Genomic DNA, 17,367 nt, shown 5'->3' with positions numbered 1-17,367 from the left:
ACCGGGGGGTGCGCTCCGGTCCGGCCTGACCCGCGCGACGTGGGGCCGCCGGCGGTTCCGCCGACGGCCCACCCGGTCACCGGATCAGTCCAGCGCGAACTGTCCGTTCTTGGTGCCCGCGATGAAGCCGAGCCAGTCGGCCCGGGGGAACAGCAGGATCGGGCCACCGGGGTCCTTGCTGTCCCGCAGCGCCACCGCCGCCGTCGCGGTGCGCAGCTGGGCGACCTCGACGCAGTTGGAGGTCTGGCTGCGGGTGCTCTTGTGCCAGCGGGCGTCGGCGGGCACGGTCTCCTGGATCTCGTTCATGACTCTGCTCCTGGTTGCTGGAACTGCTTCGACGAAACGAGCGGCGGTCGCCCGGCGCTGACGGCAGGTGGGTGTCACCGTTCCGTCAGACGTCCGGTCTGTCGGCGGCGCTGGGCCGGCGCTGCTGTCGGACCCGGGGCCGCTGTGGACGAGGTCGCCGTCTCGGTCAGCCGTCCCGTCGCCGTGAAGAGCCAGGTAAGGGTGTCCGATGCGGAGAGCGCCGCCGAGCACAACCACTCAAATGCCACTTTATATCGATTTACCGTGGTTGCCTCGGTCGACATGACGTCGATGAAGCCTCCTTCGATCGCCAGCGTCTCCGGATCCTGCGCGTCGGCGAACCGGTAGAGCGAGAACGCCGTCGGCGGCAGGTAGAACTCGCCGATCCGGGTGTCCCGGAGCAGCAGGTGCAGCGTCACGTTCGGCAGGATGGCCAGCTCGCAGAGGTGCGCGAGCTGGTCCCGCAGCACGTCCGGCGGGCAGGCCCGCCGACCCAGCGCGGCCTCCTCCAGCACCGCGGTGTACTCCGGGCCGTCCGCGCGGTCCAGCAGGGACTGCCGGGCCCGGCGGGCCTTGACCTCGGCCTCCGGGTCGTGCCCGGCGGACGGCCCGGCCGACTCCGTGGCGGCGGCGTTGGCCGAGACGATCCGCAGCCGGGCGTACCCCTCGGTCTGCAACAACCCCGGCACCAGCACCGGGTTGTACTCCCGGATCTGGGCGCAGCCCGCCTCCAGCTCGGTCCAGCCCAGCTGCTGCTGGGTCATCACCGGATACGACCTGCGCCAGGCGCGCATGTCGCCGGCCTCCTCGGTGATGACGAGCAGCTCGTCGCGCAGCGCGGCGTCGGTGCCGTAGAGGTCGAGCAGGATGCCGACGTCCTCCGGGTCGGGTCGGCTGCGGCCGTTCTCCAGGCGGGAGAGCTTCGACGCCGATGCCCAGCCGATCCGCTCGATCACCTGGTCGCCGGTGAGTTCCGCCGCCTCGCGCAGGCGGCGTAGTTCATTGCCGAGCCTGCGTCGCCGCAGGATCGGGCTCGGTACGGCAGGAGGCACGATGTCCTCGATTCCGTCGACCGTCGCAGGACGCGACGGTAACTGTATGAAATTCGCCCCCCACGGTCAGTATGGACGGCGCGACCGGAGTCGGAGGTCCCGACGAGGGCGTGTCTTGCGACAAAAAGAGGACTGTGGAACCTGCCCGCCGAACCCCGGGAACGATGCCTTCCCACCTGGCGGCAGTTCCCCCGTACGCGCCCCACCCGGGCGCCACTCCCGCCGGAGGGAACCCCATGCGCACCGTCCTGCGCCGCCCCGACTTCCGTCTGCTCTTCGTCGCGCTGCTGGCCAGCATGGCGGCCGAGTCGATGCTGCTGCTCGCCCTCGCCATCTGGGTCAAGGATCTGACCGGCTCCGACGGGCTGGCCGGCGCGACCATCTTCGCGATCATCGCGCCGATGGTCCTGGCCCCGCTGGTCGGCTGGGTCGTCGACCGCTACCGTCGCCGGCCGTTCTTCGTGGTCGCCAATCTCGGCACGGCGCTGCTGCTCAGTCCGCTGTTCGTGGTCCGGGACCGGAATGACGTCTGGATCGTCTACCTGGTGGCGGCCTGCTACGGGTTGTCCTACCTGACGCTGCACGCGACCCTGAGCGGGCTGCTCCGCCAGCTCGTGCCGAGCGAGCTGCTGGCCGACGCGAACGGGGCGTTGCAGACCGTGCGGCAGGGACTGCGGCTCGGTGGTCCGCTGGCCGGCGCGGCCCTGTACGCGGCGGTCGGCGGGTGGCTGCTGACCAGCCTGGCGATGACCGGGTTCGTGGTCGCCGCCGCCGTGGTGGGCCTGCTCCGGGTGACCGAGCACCCGCCCGCCACCGCCACCCTGCGCTGGCCCGCCGAACTGGCCGCCGGGCTGCGCCACCTGACCCGCGAGGCGGCCCTGCGCCGGGCACTGCTCGGGTACGGGCTGGGCTCGCTCGTGATGGGCTTCACCGAATCGCTGATCTTCGCGTACGTCGACCAGGGGCTGGACCGCGACGCCGCCTTCGTCGGGGTGCTGATCACCGTGCAGGGGGTCGGCGGCCTGGCCGGCGGTCTGCTCTCGCCGACGGTCGTCCGCCGGGTGGGTGAGCTGGGGGCGCTCGCCGCCGGGGTGACCCTCTTCGGCCCGGCCGCCCTGGCCCTGGCCTGGCCGGATCTGCGGCTCGGCGTGCTGGCGCTGCTGCTGGCCGGGCTGTCCCTGCCGTTGACCATGGTCGGGCTGAGCACGCTGGTCCAGCGGCGTACCCCGCCGGGGCTGCTCGGCCGGGTCACCGCGGCCTCCGAGGCGCTGGTCAGCGGCCCGCAGGCGGTCTCCATCGGCACCGGGGCGCTGCTCGTCGGTGCGATCGACTACCGGCTGCTCTTCGTCCTCGTCGGGGTGGTCACCACACTCGCCGGTCTCTGGCTCTGGCACGGCCGTCGGCTGACCCCGCCGACGGCCGTCCCGCCCGTCCCGCCGACGGCCGTCCCGCCGACGGCCGTCCCGCCGACCCCGGCGACCGCCGTCCCGCCCACCCCGGCGGTCCACGTCCCGGCCCCCCGCCGGCCGCTGTCCGACCCCGCGGTCGACCGGATCCCCGGCCGGTGACCCCGACGCCGCGCGGGCGGCCCGACCGGTGGGTCGTCCCGCCCGCGCGGTGGGCGTCCGGCTCAGCCGGTGAGCGCGGCCAGGTGCTGCTTGACCTGCACGATGGACGGGTTGGTCAGCGCGCTGCCGTCGGCGAAGCGCAGTGTCGGGACGGTCTGGTTGCCGCCGTTGACGCTCATCACGAAGTCCGCCGCCTGCGGGTCCTGCTCGATGTCGACGACCTCGTACCCGATGCCTTCCCGGTCCAGCTGCGACCTCAGCCGGTGGCAGTAGCCGCACCACGGGGTGGAATACATGGTCAACATCGTCGGTCCTCCAGGGGTCGCCGCACCGGCCCGGTCAGGCCAGGCTAACCGCTACAACATCAGCCGGAGCTGAGATGATTCCTGGCCGTGGGGGTTCACTCGGGCGTGGAGGCGGTGCTCAGCGGGCTGGATCCGGAACAACGGTCGGCGGTCACCGCGCCGGCCGGTCCGGTCTGCGTGCTGGCCGGCGCCGGCACCGGCAAGACCCGCGCGGTGACCTCCCGGATCGCCCACCGGGTGCTGACCGGCGAGATCGTCGGCCGGCACGTGCTGGCGGTCACCTTCACCGCGCGGGCCGCCGCCGAGATGCGCAACCGGCTGGCCCTGATCGGGGTGCCGGGGGTGCAGGCGCGGACGTTCCACGCCGCGGCCCTGCGCCAGGTGCGCTACTTCGCCCCCCGGCTGCTGTCCGGGCGGGCTATGCCGGAGCTGCTGGACAGCAAGGTCCGGATGGTCACCCTGGCGGCCGCCAAGGTGGGCCTGCGGACCGACCGGGCCGCCGCCCGGGACCTGGCCGGCGAGATCGAGTGGGCCAAGTCGTCACTGGTCGAGCCGGGGGAGTACCCGGTCGCCGCGGCCAGGGCGCTGCGCGAGACGCCCCACGACCCGGCCCGGGTGGCCGAGGTCTTCACCGCGTACGAACGGCTGAAACGGTCCTCCGGGGTGATCGACTTCGAGGACCTGCTGCGGGCCGCGGTCTGGGGCATCGAGGAGCACCGGGACGTGGCCGAGCAGGTGCGGGGCCAGTACCGGCACTTCGTCGTCGACGAGTACCAGGACGTCAACCCGCTCCAGCAGCGGCTGCTCGACGTCTGGCTGGGGGGCCGGGACGACGTGACCGTGGTCGGTGACGCGAGCCAGACCATCTACTCGTTCACCGGGGCCACCTCGGCGTACCTGATCGACTTCCCGCGCCGGCACCGGGACGCCACCGTGGTCCGGCTGGTCCGCGACTACCGGTCCACCCCGCAGGTGGTCGGGCTGGCCAACGCGGTGATCGGCCAGGCCCGGGGCACCGAGGCGCGGCTGCGGCTGGAGCTGCACGGTCAGCGCCCGCCCGGCCCCGAACCGGAGCTGCGGATCTTCACCGACGAGCCGGCCGAGGCGAACGCGGTGGCGGCCCGCTGCCGGACCCTGGTCGAGGCGGGCACCCCGGCGCGGGAGATCGCCGTGCTGTTCCGGACCAACGCCCAGTCCGAGGCGTACGAGAAGGCGCTGACCGAGGTCGGCGTGCCGTACGTGGTGCAGGGGGCGGAGCGGTTCTTCGAGCGGGCCGAGGTGCGCCAGGCGATGGTGGCGTTGCGGGCCGCCACCCGGTCGATCCCGGGCGAGACCCCGGTGCCGGTCGCGGCCCGGGAGGCGCTGACGGCCATCGGCTGGGCGCCCGACGCGCCCCCGCCCGGTGGCGCGGCCCGGGAGCGCTGGGAGGCGCTCGCCGCGCTGGTCCAGCTCGCCGAGGAGTACGCGGCCACCCCCGAGGTGCTGCCGATCGGCGAGGCGGCGGCGGTGGAACGCCCCGCGACCCTGGCGGACTTCAACGACGAGCTGGCCCGGCGGGCCGCCCAGCAGCACGTGCCGACCGTGGACGGGGTGACCCTGGCCTCCCTGCACGCGGCCAAGGGGCTGGAGTGGGACGCCGTGTTCCTGGTCGGCCTGGCCGAGGGCACCCTGCCCACCTCGTACGCCCGTACCCCGGAGCAGGTGGAGGAGGAACGGCGGCTGCTCTACGTCGGGATCACCCGGGCCCGGCAGTGGCTCTGGTTGTCGTACGCCTCGGCCCGCTCGCCGGGTGGCCGGTCCCGTCGCCCGTCGCGGTTCCTGCCCCAGCTGGACCGCACCGGTGGCGGCGAACGGGCCGGCGCGGCCCGGACGGGGGGTGCGGCCGGGGTGAAACGGGCGGTGGAGCGCCGCCGTAGCCAGGTGGTGTCCTGCCGGGTCTGCGGAGCGACCCTGCTCGCCGGGGCGGACCGCAAACTGGGGCGCTGCCCGAGCTGCCCCTCCGACATCGACGAGAACCTGTACGAGCGGCTCTGCGACTGGCGGGCCCGGGTGGCCGGGACGCAGCGGGTGCCGGCGTACGTGGTGTTCACCGACGCCACCCTGGTCGCGCTGGCCGAACGGCGTCCGGGACGGATGGAGGAGCTGATCGCGATCGCCGGGATCGGCCCCCGCAAACTCGGCCTGTACGGCGACGCGGTGCTGGCCCTGGTGGCCGGCGCCGCGGTGGACGACGTCGGCCCGGAGAAAACTTCCAAAATCTCGTCGTAAATTCGTTTGCTCTCGCCCCGGGGCGAGGAATAGCCTCAGAACGCACCTCGGGAGCAGCGCCGTTTCGGCTGCTCACGGGGTAGGTCCCAGTCGGCACAAGGAACGTGAGGGAGGTGGCACCCGTGGAGATCTTCACCTATGAGCGTCCGGCGGCGATGCCAGCTGCCCACGCTCCGCTGTCGGCTGTTCGGGTGGCCCCGGCCGCTCCGCGACCGTCGGTCCCGCAGGTGCACCAGGTCTCGGTTCAGGCCGAGCTGAACCTGACTGTTGCGCCCACTGCGGGAGTCCAGGGGACCAGTGGCTTCACGGGTCTGGGCATCGATGTCGACAACAAGCGCATGGATGTCCGCGGCGTTCCACCTCGAGGGAGACCGGTCTGATCTTCAGACCACCGGCTCACCTCGAGGCCGCGGAACCCGCTCACCGGGATCCGCGGCCTCAGTTTTTTGCCCGTCGAAGTACGTCGGAATGCGATCCATGAGATCGAAGTGAGAGAGAGGTGACCGGGAGATGAGTCTGGCGTTGGCCCCCCTCGATGTGAGCGTCGAGCTGGAGGCGAACCTGCCCTGCCGGAAGTTCGACCCCGACCTGTGGTTCTCGGACTCGCCCACCGACCTGGAGCTGGCCAAGTCGCTCTGCGGGGACTGCCCGCTGCGCGTCGAGTGCCTGGCCGGGGCGGTCGAGCGGGCCGAGCCCTGGGGCGTCTGGGGCGGCGAGATCTTCGAGCGTGGCGCGGTCGTCCCGCGCAAGCGGCCCCGTGGCCGTCCGCGCAAGGAGGACCTCGCCCGCGACGCCGCCCTTCAGGTCGAGGCCGAGGCGCGACTGGCGGCCAGTGGTGTGGCCACCTCGCGTAGCGCGGTCCGGTTGGCAGCCTGACACCTACCCGATCCGTTCCACCCGTCCGCCGACGATCGGTCGGCCCCGAGAAAGTTGACGTTGATGCTGCACCTGCCGAACGTGACCGAGATGCAACTACTCCACGAAGCGTTGTCCCGGGCTCGAATGCGCCGGCCTCAGGCCGGTCGTACCACCACGAGCACTGAGGCGCACCGCTCCGCCCGCGACGTCGCGATGGAGAGCCGCAGCCAGTCGGCTCGCGACCTGGGCGTTCTCTAGACCACCACCGACAGACGGGGGCGGTGACCGGATTCCGGTCACCGCCCCCCTCGTGTTTTGGTCAGGCCACCGGCGCGAAGCCGGGCAGCCACCGTTCCAGGATGCCCCGGTACGGCGCCTTGGCCTCCAACTGGCAGAGCACCCCGATCGAGCCCAGCGTCACCCGGTGGATGAGCAGGTAGGACGGTGGCAGGTTGAGCTGCCGGCTGAGCTGGAAGGCGGGCGACTTCGGGCTGGCCAGCCGGGTCGCCTCGGCCCGGAGCCAGGCCCGGGTGAACCGGAACTCCTCCTGTGCCACCGGGTCCAGCATGGGTCGGATGTAGTCCAGCAGCGCCGTCGCGTCGATCGACTCGGTCGGCTTGACGAAGCCCTCCTCGCGCAGCCCGGCGACGACCGCGTCGGCGTCACCGCGCAACGACAAGCCGAGCAGTCGACCGATCGGTTCCGGGGTGCCCTCGGGCATCCGGGCCACCGCCCCGAAGTCGATGACGCCGAGCCGACCGTCCGGCAGCAACCGGAAGTTCCCCGGGTGCGGATCGGCGTGCAGCAGGCCGGCCCGTGCCGGGGCGGACAGGTGCAGGGTCGCCATCAACCGGCCGGCGGTGTTGCGCTGCTCGTCGGTGCCCTCCCGGATGACGTCCGCCAGCGGTGTCCCCTCGATCCACTCGGTGACCAGCACCCGGGGCGACGAGGAGAGCACCGCCGGGATGAAGATCTCCGGGTCGTCGGTGTACGCGGCGGCGAAGGCGCGCTGCGACTCGGCCTCCAGCTCGTAGTCCAGCTCCTCGGTGATCCGCTCCCGTAGCTCGGCCAGCAGCGGCTTGACGTCCAGGCCCGGTTGGATGGCCCGGAACATCCCGCCCAGCCGGGAGAGCTGCTTGAGGTCGGCGAGCAGGGCGTCCCCGGCCCCCGGGTACTGGATCTTGACGGCGGCGGTCCGGGAAGCCCCGGTCTCCGGGTCGCGCCACACCGCCCGGTGCACCTGCCCGATGCTGGCGGCCGCGGCGGGGGTGTCGTCGAACTCCACGAACCGGTCCCGCCAGTCCGGCCCGAGCTGCTCCGCGAGCACCTTGTGCACGCTGGCCACCGGCAGCGGCGGGGCGGCCTCCTGGAGTTTCGTCAGGGCCTGCCGGTAGGGCGCGGCGATCTCGTCCGGCAGGGCCGCCTCGAACACCGACAGCGCCTGGCCGAACTTCATCGCCCCGCCCTTGAGCTGCCCGAGCACGCTGAAGAGCTGCTCGGCGGTGCGTTGTTGGATCTCGGCGGAGATGACGTCGGAGGCCATGCCGGTGACGCGCTTTCCCATTCCGAGGACGGTCCGACCGGCGAAGCCGAGCGGCAGAGCGGCGAGCTTGGCGGTCCGGGACACGGCGCGGCGCGGGATGTCGGTCACCCGGCCATTGTTACCGACTTCGGGCTCCCGTTGCTGCTCGGCGGCCGGGCTGGTGGCCGCATCCCCCCTTCCGCCCCCGGCCGGGGTCACCGGTGGCGGCCGGGGTCGGCGCAGGAACACCGGGGGTGCGGGCTCCAGGCCCGGCGGCGGAACCGGCCGGCCGGCCCGATCTCCACGGCACAACCCACCGTCTCCGGGGTGCCGCCGTCGAGCTGCGCCAGCGCCTCGGCGACCGCGTAACCGACGGCGGTGAGCTGGGTGGCCGTGCCGCAGGACTGGTCGGCCGGGCCGGTGGCGAGCTGGGCGGCCAGACCGGGCCAGCCCGGATCCCGCTCGGTGCGGTGCAGGTCCAGACAGTTCAGGCAGGGGCCGACCGGCGGTCGGACCAGCGGGCCGACCACCGGCACCCCTTCCCGGAGGGTGAGCAGCAGGTGCGGTTGGCGACGCCGGGCGTACCCGCTGGCGAGCAGGCCCGCCGGCCGGTCCGCGCCGACCTGCACCACCAGGTCGGCCCGACGTCGGTTGACCGGACCGGTCCGGGTGCCGGGGGCGACCCTCTCCACGGCGGCCCGGATCGCGGCGGCCAGCGGCCGCCCCACCTCGGTCGCGGCCAGCCCCGTCCCCACCAGGTCACCGGGGTGGACCGGGCCGGTCAGCTCGGTCGCCACGTGACCGACGCCGGCCTGGGCCAGCGCCACGGCGACGGGCGCACCGAGTCGGCCCGCGCCGGCCACCACCACCCGGGCGCCGCGTCGTCGGCGGAGCACCTGGGCCGGGGTGCCGGGCAGGGCGGTCGGGGCGGTCAGGGCGAGCGCCCCGGCCTCCGCGGCGAGCCGGGTCCGGTCCGGGCCGGTGAGGTCGCGGGGAAGCAGGGTGTGCGCCGGTACGACGAGCCCGGCGGCGTGCAGGGTGTCGATCAGCCCGCGCGCCTGGGCGGGGTCGACTCGGGCGGCTGCCGCGTCCGCCAGCACGACACGTTCGCTACGGGTGCCGTCGAGCAGGTCGAGCAGCCGGGTGATGCCCGTGCCGGTAACCTCCAGCAGCACGGCCCGGCCCGGGGTCAGCCCCAGCTGCAGGGTGTGCCGGTCACGCCAGAGCCGGGTCAGCCCCGGCAACAGGGCCGGGCGGAGCAGCGTCGACCGGGAGGGTGCGGGGCGGGGCGGGCTCATGACGACGAATCGTGACCGAATCCCTGCGGTCCGTCGATCGTTGTCCACAGGTGCACAACGCCAGATCCAGCGTTGTCCACAGGATTCAGCGAGTTATCCACAGCTTACCGGCAGTGATGTCGCCTAGCTGACATGGCTGCCGTGCTCACCCACGGGCAGGTCGGCGCGGGCGGGCCGACGCCCGGCGGTGCTCCGGTGGCACCGGGCCGCACGCGCGGGAGGGGCGGCCTCGCCGGCCGCCCCTCCCGCATCGCATCCCGAACGGGTCAGACCTTGGCCTTGCCCAGGATGCGGTTCACTGTTGTGCCGCACACCGGACACTTGCCCTTGGCCATGTTCATCCCGGTCTTCGAGACCTCCACGTGTCCCTCGAAGTCCCGCTTCTCCTTGCACTTGACGCAGTAACCGTTGTACGTCTGGGCCTGGTCGGCCACGGTAGCCTCCTCGTCTCGTCCGCCGGACACGTCGGCCCGACGGTTCTCCCGACGGCGGGCCACGCGGGGCGCCGGCGTCGGGTCCTTCTCCGCGGTCACCCACGTGACCGCCGGTTGGCGGACCCTACCCAGCTCTGGGCGGTTCCATGTCAGCTGTACATCGACACTGTGAGCAAGTCGACGTCGAGAGTGTGCATCCCGAAATAGGCGGGATAAGTGAGTTTGCCGGGGACACGCCGTGTGGAACCCTGCTCGGGGTCACCCGGACGAGGTGCGGCGGCCCTGTCCGGGCCGCTCACCCACCGTGGAGATCACGCCCGGTGGACGCGGTGACCCCCGCCACGAAGGGTGACGACCGCCGAAGCTCATGGTCATCACCAGTTTTTTTCGGACTCCTCACCACCAAACACCATTTTCCGGGCGCGAGTCGGGGTGTTGACTCTTGCGGACCCCTGGTCAGTACGCATTAGCTTTCCCTCGTGGCAGGAAACCACGGCTGCGCGGCCCACTGATGGTGGCGGCGCGGAAGCCGGTCGTCGAGGTACGGCGCAGTCAGCGCCGGCGACGCACGGTGTCCGCCTACCGGGACGGCGAGCGGGTCGTGGTCCTCATCCCGGACCAGTTCTCCCGGGCCGAGGAGAGCGAGTGGGTCGACCGGATGCTGGCCCGGCTCGCCGCCCGCGAGGGCCGGTTGACCCGCAACGACACCGAGCTGCTCGACCGGGCGCTCCGGCTGATCGGCCTGTACCTGTCCGACCAGGGTGGCGACGCGCTGCCGGCCAGCGTCCGCTGGGTGACCAACCAGAACGGCCGCTGGGGTTCCTGCACCCCCGCCGACCGGACCATCCGGATCTCGCACCGGCTCCAGGACATGCCCGACTGGGTGCTCGACTACGTGCTGCTGCACGAGTTGGCGCACCTCATCGTGCCGAGCCACAACGCCCGCTTCTGGGCGCTGGTCGGCCGGTACGCCAAGACCGAGCGGGCCCGGGGCTACCTGGAGGGGGTCGCCGCCGCCTCCGCCGTCCCGGTCGCCGGTTGACCGACCCGCCCGGTCGCCGGCAGTCGGAACCGTCCGGCGTCCCCACCGACTGTCGACGGCCCACGGGCTCCGGCGGTTCACGCGCTCTGGCGGCCCACGGGCTCCGGCGGTTCACGCGCTCCGGCGGTTCACGCGCTCTGGCGGCCCACTGGCTCCGACGGCCTACGCGCTCCGACGGCCTACGCGCTCAGACGGTTCACGCGCTTCGGCGGCCCACGCGCTCGGCGCCCACGGGCGCAGCCGGCCGATGCGCACCGGCGGGCGGCGGGGGTCGAGTCGCGGTACCGCGCCCACTAGGGTCGGGGAATGGTCCGACGGGTGGTGGTGGCGTTGCTCGGCCCGGTGGTCTGGTCGCCACCCGGGGTCGACCCGGTGCAGTGGCGTACCGCGCTGGCCGAGGACGTGGTGGACCTGCTCGCCACCCTCGCCGAGGTGGAGACCGCGGTCGCGGCGACACCGGCCGACCGCTGGCTCGCCGACGCGGTGCGCTGGCCCGGCACCACCGTGTACGAGGTGCCCGAGCCGACCGTGACCGCGGTGCTGGCCGCCCTCGACGGGTACGACCAGGCCGCCGTGCTGGCCGCGGACGCCCCCGACCTTCCGGGGCTCGTCCTCGGCAAGCTGCTCCGGCCGCTGACCAGTAGACCCGTCGCCGTCGCCCCGGTGGAGGGCGGTGGCCCCGGGCTGCTCGGTGTGGCGTCCCGGTTGCCCGTACCCGGATGGCTGCCGGCACTGGACCTGGACGCGGCCGGGCCGGCGGACCTGCGTCGTGCGGCCCCCGCCCCGGCCGACGTGGCGGTCACGCCCGGCTGGCACCGGTTGCGCGGACCTGCCGACCTGGCCGCCCTGGATCCGGCCGTCGAGGGTTGGGACACCACCCGGACCCTGCTCTCCGGTCGCCACGCCTGACCTCCCGCCGCAGCCACCGGGCATGCCCGGAGACGGCCCGGCCTGCCGGACCTGTCGGAAAGCCGGCCGGACCTGCCCGGACGCCGGCCGGAGACGGCCGGCCTACCGGACCTGTGAAAGCCGGCCGGAGACGGCCCGGCCTGCCGGACCTGTCGGAAAGCCGGCCGGACCTGCCCGGGTGCGGGCGGTCCGGCCGGCTTCGCGGTGGTGGTCGGGACCGGTCAGGGCCGGTCGGTGTCGCCGTCGGTGTCGTCGGGACGGGGCCGGCTGCCCGGCGCCTGCTCCTCGGGACCGCCGGGGGCGGTGAAGTCGAAGGTGGCCAGCTCGTCGTCGAGGTCCGCCGAGGTGGTCGCGAACGCCACCGGGTCGGCGAAGTCGGCGTCCGAGGGGAGCAGGTCGGGGTGACCCCAGACCGCGTCCCGGCCGGCGATACCCCGGTGCTCGGTCAGCGCCGCCCACAGCGCCGACGCCTCCCGCAGCCGGCGCGGGCGCAGCTCCAGGCCGACCAGGGCGGCGAAGGTCTGTTCGGCCGGCCCGCCGGCCGCCCGACGGCGACGGAACGCCTCACCGAGCCGGACCACGTTGGGCAGCCGGTCGGCGGCGGCGCTGTCGACCACGTGGCAGACCCAGCCCTCGACCAGCGCCAGGGCCGTCTCCAACCGGGCCAGGGACGCCTTCTGCGCCGGGGTGTCCTCCGGGGTGAAGATCCCCTCCAGGGCGATCGCCTGCATCGACTCCGGGTCGGTCGGGTCGACCCGGCCCATCGCCTCCTCGATCGCCTCCCGGTTGACCCGGATGCCGGACGCGTAGTTCTCGACCGCGGTCAGCACGTGCCCGCGCAGCCACGGGACGTGCTCGAAGAGCCGCTGGTGGGCCGCCTCGCGCAGGGCCACGTAGAGGCGTACCTCGTCCTCGGGCAGCTCCAGGCCCTCGCCGTACACCCGGATGTTGGCCGGGATCAGCGCGGCGGTGCCGGCCGGGCCGAGCGGCAGGCCGATGTCACCGGCGGACAGCACCTCGGCGGCGAGCTGGCCGAGGGCCTGGCCGAGCTGGCCGCCGAAGAGTGCCCCACCCAGGGTGGTGACCATCGACTGCATCGGGCCGAGCTGGGCGCGGGCCTCCGGCGGGACGAGGTCGCCCATCGCGCCGACCATCCGGCTGGCGACCGGGTCGCAGAGCTTGCGCCAGACGTCCAGCGTCTTGAAGATCCACTCGTTGCGGTTCCACGCCAGGGAGGTACGGATGCCGGTCGGCCAGGCCGACGCCGGCTCCAGCCAGAGGTCGGCCAGGCGCAGCGCCTCCTCCACGGCGTGCCGCTCGTACGGCGAGGCCATCGGGTCACCCGTGGCGGCGAGCTGGCTGGCGGCCACCTGGCGGGCCAGGTCCCAGTTGACCGGCCCGCTGCCCGGCGCGGAGAGCAGGTGCTGCAACTGCGACATGAACTGCTGCATCTGCGCGGGATCGTTGGGGTCTGGTGGTTGCCCACCCGGGAGCGCGAAACCGAACGGAATATCAGGCACGACGTCTACGGTACGCGCGCCGCGCCCCTGGTAGCCGCCACTGGCGTTGCGCTGAGGGCGAAGTCCTCCGCAGCGTGCCGACCCCGCCGCCACCGGTCGGTACGCTCTGCCGCATGCGACGTCGTGGCGTGACCGTCCTCCTCGGTGCTGTGCTCACCACCCTGCTGAGCATCGGCGTGCTCGGCGCACCCATCCCGTACGTGGTGCTCGGCCCGGGGCCGACGGTGAACACCCTCGGCACCTCCGACGGCCGGGAGGTGATCCAGGTCAGCGGCCGGGAGACGTCCACCTCCGCCGGTCAGCTCCGGATGACCACGGTCGGGGTGCAGCCGACGGTGAAGCTGCGCGCCGCGATCGCCGGCTGGCTGTCGAAGGACGAGGCCGTGGTGCCTCGGGAGCTGGTCTATCCGCCGGGGGAGTCGCAGGAGGAGGTCGAGAAGCGCAACGCCGAGGACTTCCAGAACTCGCAGAGCAGCGCCGAGACCGCCGCGCTGGTCAAGCTCGGCTACCCGGTCGAGGTGGTGGCGAAGGAGGTGGCCGCCGACGGGCCGGCGGCCGGCGCGCTGAAGGCCGGTGACGTGGTCACCACCGTCGACGGCGCGCAGGTCACCTCCGCGACCCGGCTGGTCGAGCTGGTCCGGGGCAAGCCCGCCGGCAGCCGGCTGACCATCGGGTACGTCCGCGACGGCACCCCCGGGACCGCCACCGTGACCAGCCGGGAGGCCGACGGCCGTCCCCGGATCGGGGTGGTCCCGGACCAGCGGCAGCCGCACCCGTTCACCCTGAAGATCGACCTGAAGGACATCGGTGGTCCGAGCGCCGGGCTGATGTTCGCCCTCGGCATCATCGACAAGATCAAGCCGGAGGATCTCACCGGCGGGAAGATCATCGCCGGCACCGGCACCATCGACGACGAGGGTCAGGTCGGCCCGATCGGCGGCATCGCCCAGAAGCTGGTCGGCGCGAAGAAGGCCGGCGCCAAGGCGTTCCTGGTCCCCGCCGACAACTGCGCCGAGGCGGTCCGCAATCCCCAGCCCGGACTCCCCATGCTCAGGGTCGCCTCGCTGGACGACGCATTGACCGCGTTGGACACGCTGCGCGCCGGTGGCGAGCCGACCCGCTGCTGAGAGCGGGCACGCCGGACCGACCGGGCGCGACCTGACCCGACACCTTCAGGAACACCCCGTACTCTGGGTGCCTGTCCGGAGCCGATCACATCGAGCGTGCGGAGCCAAACAGTGGTCATGCGTAGCAGCCCCCTGCCGAGGATGAGTCGGCGCGGACGCGTCACCATCGGGGTCCTGGTCGGGGTGTTCCTCTTGTTCACCCTGCTCGGCTGGGGGGTGCAGGCGTGGACCGACTGGCTCTGGTTCGACGAGGTCCGCTACACCCAGGTCTTCACCGGCGTGCTGCTGACCCGGTTGCTGCTCTTCCTCACCGTCGGGCTGGGCCTGGCCGCCTTCGTGGGCGGCAACCTCTGGCTGGCGTACCGGTTGCGGCCGAAGCTGCGCCCGCACTCGCTGGAGCAGGCCACCCTGGAACGCTACCGGGTGCTGATCGCGCCCCGGATCGGCACCTGGATCAGCCTGACCGCCGTGGTGCTCGGCCTGTTCGCCGGGCTCTCCGCCCAGGGCCGCTGGACCCAGTGGCTGCTGTTCCGCAACGGCGGTGACTTCGGCGTCAAGGACCCGGAGTTCGGCATCGACGTCGGCTTCTACGTCTTCCAGTTGCCGTTCTGGCGCTACCTGCTCGGGGTCGGCTTCACGGCGGTGGTGCTGGCTCTGATCGGCGCGCTGGCCGTGCACTACGTCTTCGGCGGGGTGCGCCTACAGGGCGTCGGCGACCGGATGACCGGGGCCGCCCGGGCCCACCTGAGCACGCTGGTCGCGGTCTTCGTCCTGCTCAAGGCGGTCGCGTACGTGCTGGACCGGCGGGCCATGCTGCTGGAGTACAACGAGGGCGCCAAGCTGTACGGGGCGGGCTACGCCGACGTCAACGCGCTGCTGCCGGCGAAGGAGATCCTGGCGTACATCTCGGTGGTGGTGGCGATCGCCATCATCGTGTTCTCCAACGCGGTGATGCGGAACCTGGTCTGGCCGGGCATCTCGCTGGCCCTGCTCGGGGTCTCGGCCGTGGCGATCGGCGGCATCTACCCCTGGGCGGTGCAGACCTTCGAGGTCAAGCCGAGCGCCCGGGACAAGGAGGCGCCGTACATCCAGCGCAGCATCGACGCCACCCGCGCCGCGTTCGACATATCCGAGGTGCAGACCAAGGGATACGCGGCCAGCAACCTGGTGCCACCGGCCAGCCTGGCCACCGACACCTCGGTGGTGCCGAACGTCCGGCTGCTCGACCCGCAGCTGGTATCCGAGACGTACACCCAGCTCCAGCAGGTCCGCGGGTTCTACGACTTCGGCCCCAAGCTGGACATCGACCGGTACTCGGTGGAGAACAAGACCTCCGACTACGTGGTCGGGGTCCGCGAGATCAACTACGGCGAGCTGACCGACCAGCAGAACAACTGGATCAACCGGCACACCGTCTACACCCACGGCTACGGCCTGGTCGCGGCCCCGGCCAACCAGGTGGTCTGCGGCGGGCAGCCGTACTTCGTCTCCGGCTTCCTCGGCGAGAAGGCGCAGGAGGCCTGCTCCTCGCAGGCCGAGCAGATCCCGGCCAGCCAGCCGCGGATCTACTACGGCGAGCGGATGCAGCCCGACGACTACGCCATCGTCGGCCAGACCAGCGCGGACAAGGACGTGGAGTTCGACCGGCCCACCCCGACCACCGGCGGCGAGCAGTACTACACCTACACCGGTGAGGGCGGCGTCGAGATCGGCTCGTTCACCCGGCGGCTGCTCTACTCCATCAAGGAGCAGGAGACGAACTTCCTGCTCTCCGAGGCGGTCAACGACAACTCCAAGCTGCTCTACGTGCGTAACCCCCGGGACCGGGTGGAGAAGGTCGCCCCGTTCCTCACCCTGGACGGCGACCCGTACCCGGCGGTGGTGGGCGGCAAGATCCAGTGGATCATCGACGGCTACACCACGGCGGCGACCTACCCGTACGCCGAACGGATCAACCTCCAGCAGGAGACCACCGACGAGCTGACCAACCGGGGCACGTTCCAGCTCGCCCGGGAGAACGTCAACTACATGCGCAACTCGGTGAAGGCCACCGTCGACGCGTACGACGGCACCGTCCGGCTGTACGAGTTCGACGACGGCGACCCGGTGCTCAAGGCATGGAACAAGGCGTTCGGCGGCGACCTGGTGCTGCCCAAGAGCGCCATTCCGGCCGACCTGGCCGCGCACTTCCGCTACCCGGCCGACATGTTCAAGGTGCAGCGCAACCTGCTCACCAAGTTCCACGTCACCAACCCCGGCGACTTCTACTCCGGCCAGGACTTCTGGCAGGTGCCCAACGTGCCGGACGCGCCGGACAGCGGGCAGAAGCAGCCGCCGTACTACCTGTTCACCCAGTTCCCCAACCAGGACGCGCCGCGGTTCCAGCTCACCTCGGCGGTGACTCCGAACGGGCGGCAGAACCTCGCCGCGCTGATCTCCGGGTCGTACGTCGACGGGCAGCCGAAGCTGGAGGTGCTGGAGCTGCCCGACCAGACCCGGATCTCCGGCCCGGTACAGGTGCACCAGCAGATGACCAACAACGCCACCATCCGGACCGAGCTGAACCTGCTCTCCTCCAACCAGGCGCAGGTGCAGTACGGCAACCTGCTCTCGCTGCCGTTCGCCGACGGGATGCTCTACGTCGAGCCGGTCTACGTCAAGAGCAACCAGCAGGACGCGTACCCGCTGTTGCAGAAGGTGCTCCTGTCGTACGGCGACGGCGGCTCGTACGTGGTGCTGGCCAACAACGTCACCGACGGCATCAAGCAGCTCGTCGAACAGGGCAAGCGGGTCGGGCAGGGGAGCACCCCGCCACCGTCGAGCGGCGGCACCCCGCCCACCCCGCCCCCGTCGGCCTCGCCCTCGCCCTCGGCCTCGCCCGGGGCGAGCAGCCCGCCGCCCAGCGGCGACCTGACCGTCGCCGCCCAGCGGGTCCAGGCGGCGATCGTCGAGGTCAAGGCCGCGCAGGCGTCCGGTGACTTCGAGCGGTACGGCCGGGCGCTGAAGGCACTGGACGACGCGATCAACGCCTTCCAACAGGCCCAGCAGGGCAATCCGTCCGGCGGCAACCCGCCCGCCACGCCGTCACCGTCCGGGGGTGGCTGACCCGCCCGCGGCCCTGTCGACGGAGCCACGACCCGGACCCCGGGTCGTGGCTC

General features: G+C 72.5%; 15 protein-coding genes. 8 read left to right on the top strand and 7 right to left on the bottom strand.

Annotated elements, in window-relative coordinates; genetic code table 11:
- Positions 1–84 precede the first annotated feature (84 nt).
- Positions 85–306 carry a DUF397 domain-containing protein gene (locus O7612_RS25440; protein ID WP_282267987.1) on the bottom strand — a complete coding sequence of 74 codons (222 nt, stop codon included), beginning with the start codon at positions 304–306 and terminating at the stop codon, positions 85–87.
- Positions 307–380: 74 nt separating this feature from the next.
- The gene (locus O7612_RS25435) at positions 381–1,358 is read right to left on the bottom strand and encodes a helix-turn-helix transcriptional regulator (RefSeq protein WP_282267986.1); all 978 of its coding nucleotides are present in this window, start codon (positions 1,356–1,358) and stop codon (positions 381–383) included.
- A gap of 236 nt (positions 1,359–1,594) precedes the next feature.
- Here O7612_RS25435 and O7612_RS25430 point away from each other — a divergent pair, with 236 nt between their 5' ends.
- Positions 1,595–2,926 (top strand): MFS transporter, encoded by a 1,332-nt coding sequence (locus tag O7612_RS25430; RefSeq protein ID WP_282267985.1) that lies wholly within the window; start codon positions 1,595–1,597, stop codon positions 2,924–2,926.
- Between the two features lie 62 nt (positions 2,927–2,988).
- Here O7612_RS25430 and O7612_RS25425 read toward each other — a convergent pair whose 3' ends face one another.
- Positions 2,989–3,231 (bottom strand): mycoredoxin, encoded by a 243-nt coding sequence (locus O7612_RS25425; RefSeq protein ID WP_067308489.1) that lies wholly within the window; start codon positions 3,229–3,231, stop codon positions 2,989–2,991.
- 87 nt (positions 3,232–3,318) lie between these two features.
- Between O7612_RS25425 and O7612_RS25420 the strand changes: the two genes are divergently transcribed.
- From O7612_RS25420 to O7612_RS25410, 3 genes are all read left to right on the top strand, one after another.
- Positions 3,319–5,499, top strand: coding sequence for an ATP-dependent DNA helicase UvrD2 (locus O7612_RS25420; RefSeq protein ID WP_282267981.1), 2,181 nt, complete (start codon positions 3,319–3,321; stop codon positions 5,497–5,499).
- Positions 5,500–5,621: 122 nt separating this feature from the next.
- A complete protein-coding gene (locus O7612_RS25415; protein ID WP_282267979.1) occupies positions 5,622–5,879 on the top strand; it encodes a hypothetical protein in 258 nt (85 codons plus the stop codon).
- Positions 5,880–6,009: 130 nt separating this feature from the next.
- Complete coding sequence (locus O7612_RS25410; protein ID WP_282267977.1) at positions 6,010–6,375, top strand: WhiB family transcriptional regulator; 366 nt, start codon at positions 6,010–6,012, stop codon at positions 6,373–6,375.
- Positions 6,376–6,676: 301 nt separating this feature from the next.
- Here the strand turns inward: O7612_RS25410 and O7612_RS25405 are convergent, their stop codons facing one another.
- From O7612_RS25405 to O7612_RS25395, 3 genes are all read right to left on the bottom strand, one after another.
- On the bottom strand, positions 6,677–8,008 hold the full coding sequence (locus tag O7612_RS25405; protein WP_282267975.1) for an AarF/ABC1/UbiB kinase family protein: 1,332 nt from the start codon (positions 8,006–8,008) through the stop codon (positions 6,677–6,679).
- Between the two features lie 86 nt (positions 8,009–8,094).
- Positions 8,095–9,177 (bottom strand): hypothetical protein, encoded by a 1,083-nt coding sequence (locus tag O7612_RS25400; RefSeq protein WP_282267972.1) that lies wholly within the window; start codon positions 9,175–9,177, stop codon positions 8,095–8,097.
- Positions 9,178–9,443: 266 nt separating this feature from the next.
- Positions 9,444–9,611 (bottom strand): DUF5679 domain-containing protein, encoded by a 168-nt coding sequence (locus O7612_RS25395; protein ID WP_007464795.1) that lies wholly within the window; start codon positions 9,609–9,611, stop codon positions 9,444–9,446.
- A 511-nt stretch (positions 9,612–10,122) separates the two neighbouring features.
- Here O7612_RS25395 and O7612_RS25390 point away from each other — a divergent pair.
- Positions 10,123–10,653 (top strand): M48 family metallopeptidase, encoded by a 531-nt coding sequence (locus tag O7612_RS25390; protein WP_282267970.1) that lies wholly within the window; start codon positions 10,123–10,125, stop codon positions 10,651–10,653.
- Between the two features lie 306 nt (positions 10,654–10,959).
- Positions 10,960–11,562, top strand: coding sequence for a hypothetical protein (locus tag O7612_RS25385; protein ID WP_282267969.1), 603 nt, complete (start codon positions 10,960–10,962; stop codon positions 11,560–11,562).
- 221 nt (positions 11,563–11,783) lie between these two features.
- Here O7612_RS25385 and O7612_RS25380 read toward each other — a convergent pair whose 3' ends face one another.
- Positions 11,784–13,082: a zinc-dependent metalloprotease gene (locus O7612_RS25380; protein ID WP_282267967.1), complete on the bottom strand. Its 1,299-nt coding sequence runs from the start codon at positions 13,080–13,082 to the stop codon at positions 11,784–11,786.
- A gap of 113 nt (positions 13,083–13,195) precedes the next feature.
- Here O7612_RS25380 and O7612_RS25375 point away from each other — a divergent pair, with 113 nt between their 5' ends.
- Positions 13,196–14,209 carry a PDZ domain-containing protein gene (locus tag O7612_RS25375; protein WP_282267965.1) on the top strand — a complete coding sequence of 338 codons (1,014 nt, stop codon included), beginning with the start codon at positions 13,196–13,198 and terminating at the stop codon, positions 14,207–14,209.
- Between the two features lie 117 nt (positions 14,210–14,326).
- Entirely contained in the window at positions 14,327–17,314 is a 2,988-nt protein-coding gene (locus tag O7612_RS25370) for a UPF0182 family protein (RefSeq protein WP_282267964.1), read from the top strand.
- Positions 17,315–17,367 lie beyond the last annotated feature (53 nt).

The sequence above is a fragment of the Micromonospora sp. WMMD987 genome, assembly GCF_029581435.1.
Lineage (GTDB): Bacteria > Actinomycetota > Actinomycetes > Mycobacteriales > Micromonosporaceae > Micromonospora > Micromonospora rifamycinica.
Note: the sequence above shows the minus strand (reverse complement) of the source record. Positions and strands in the feature narration are given on the sequence as shown.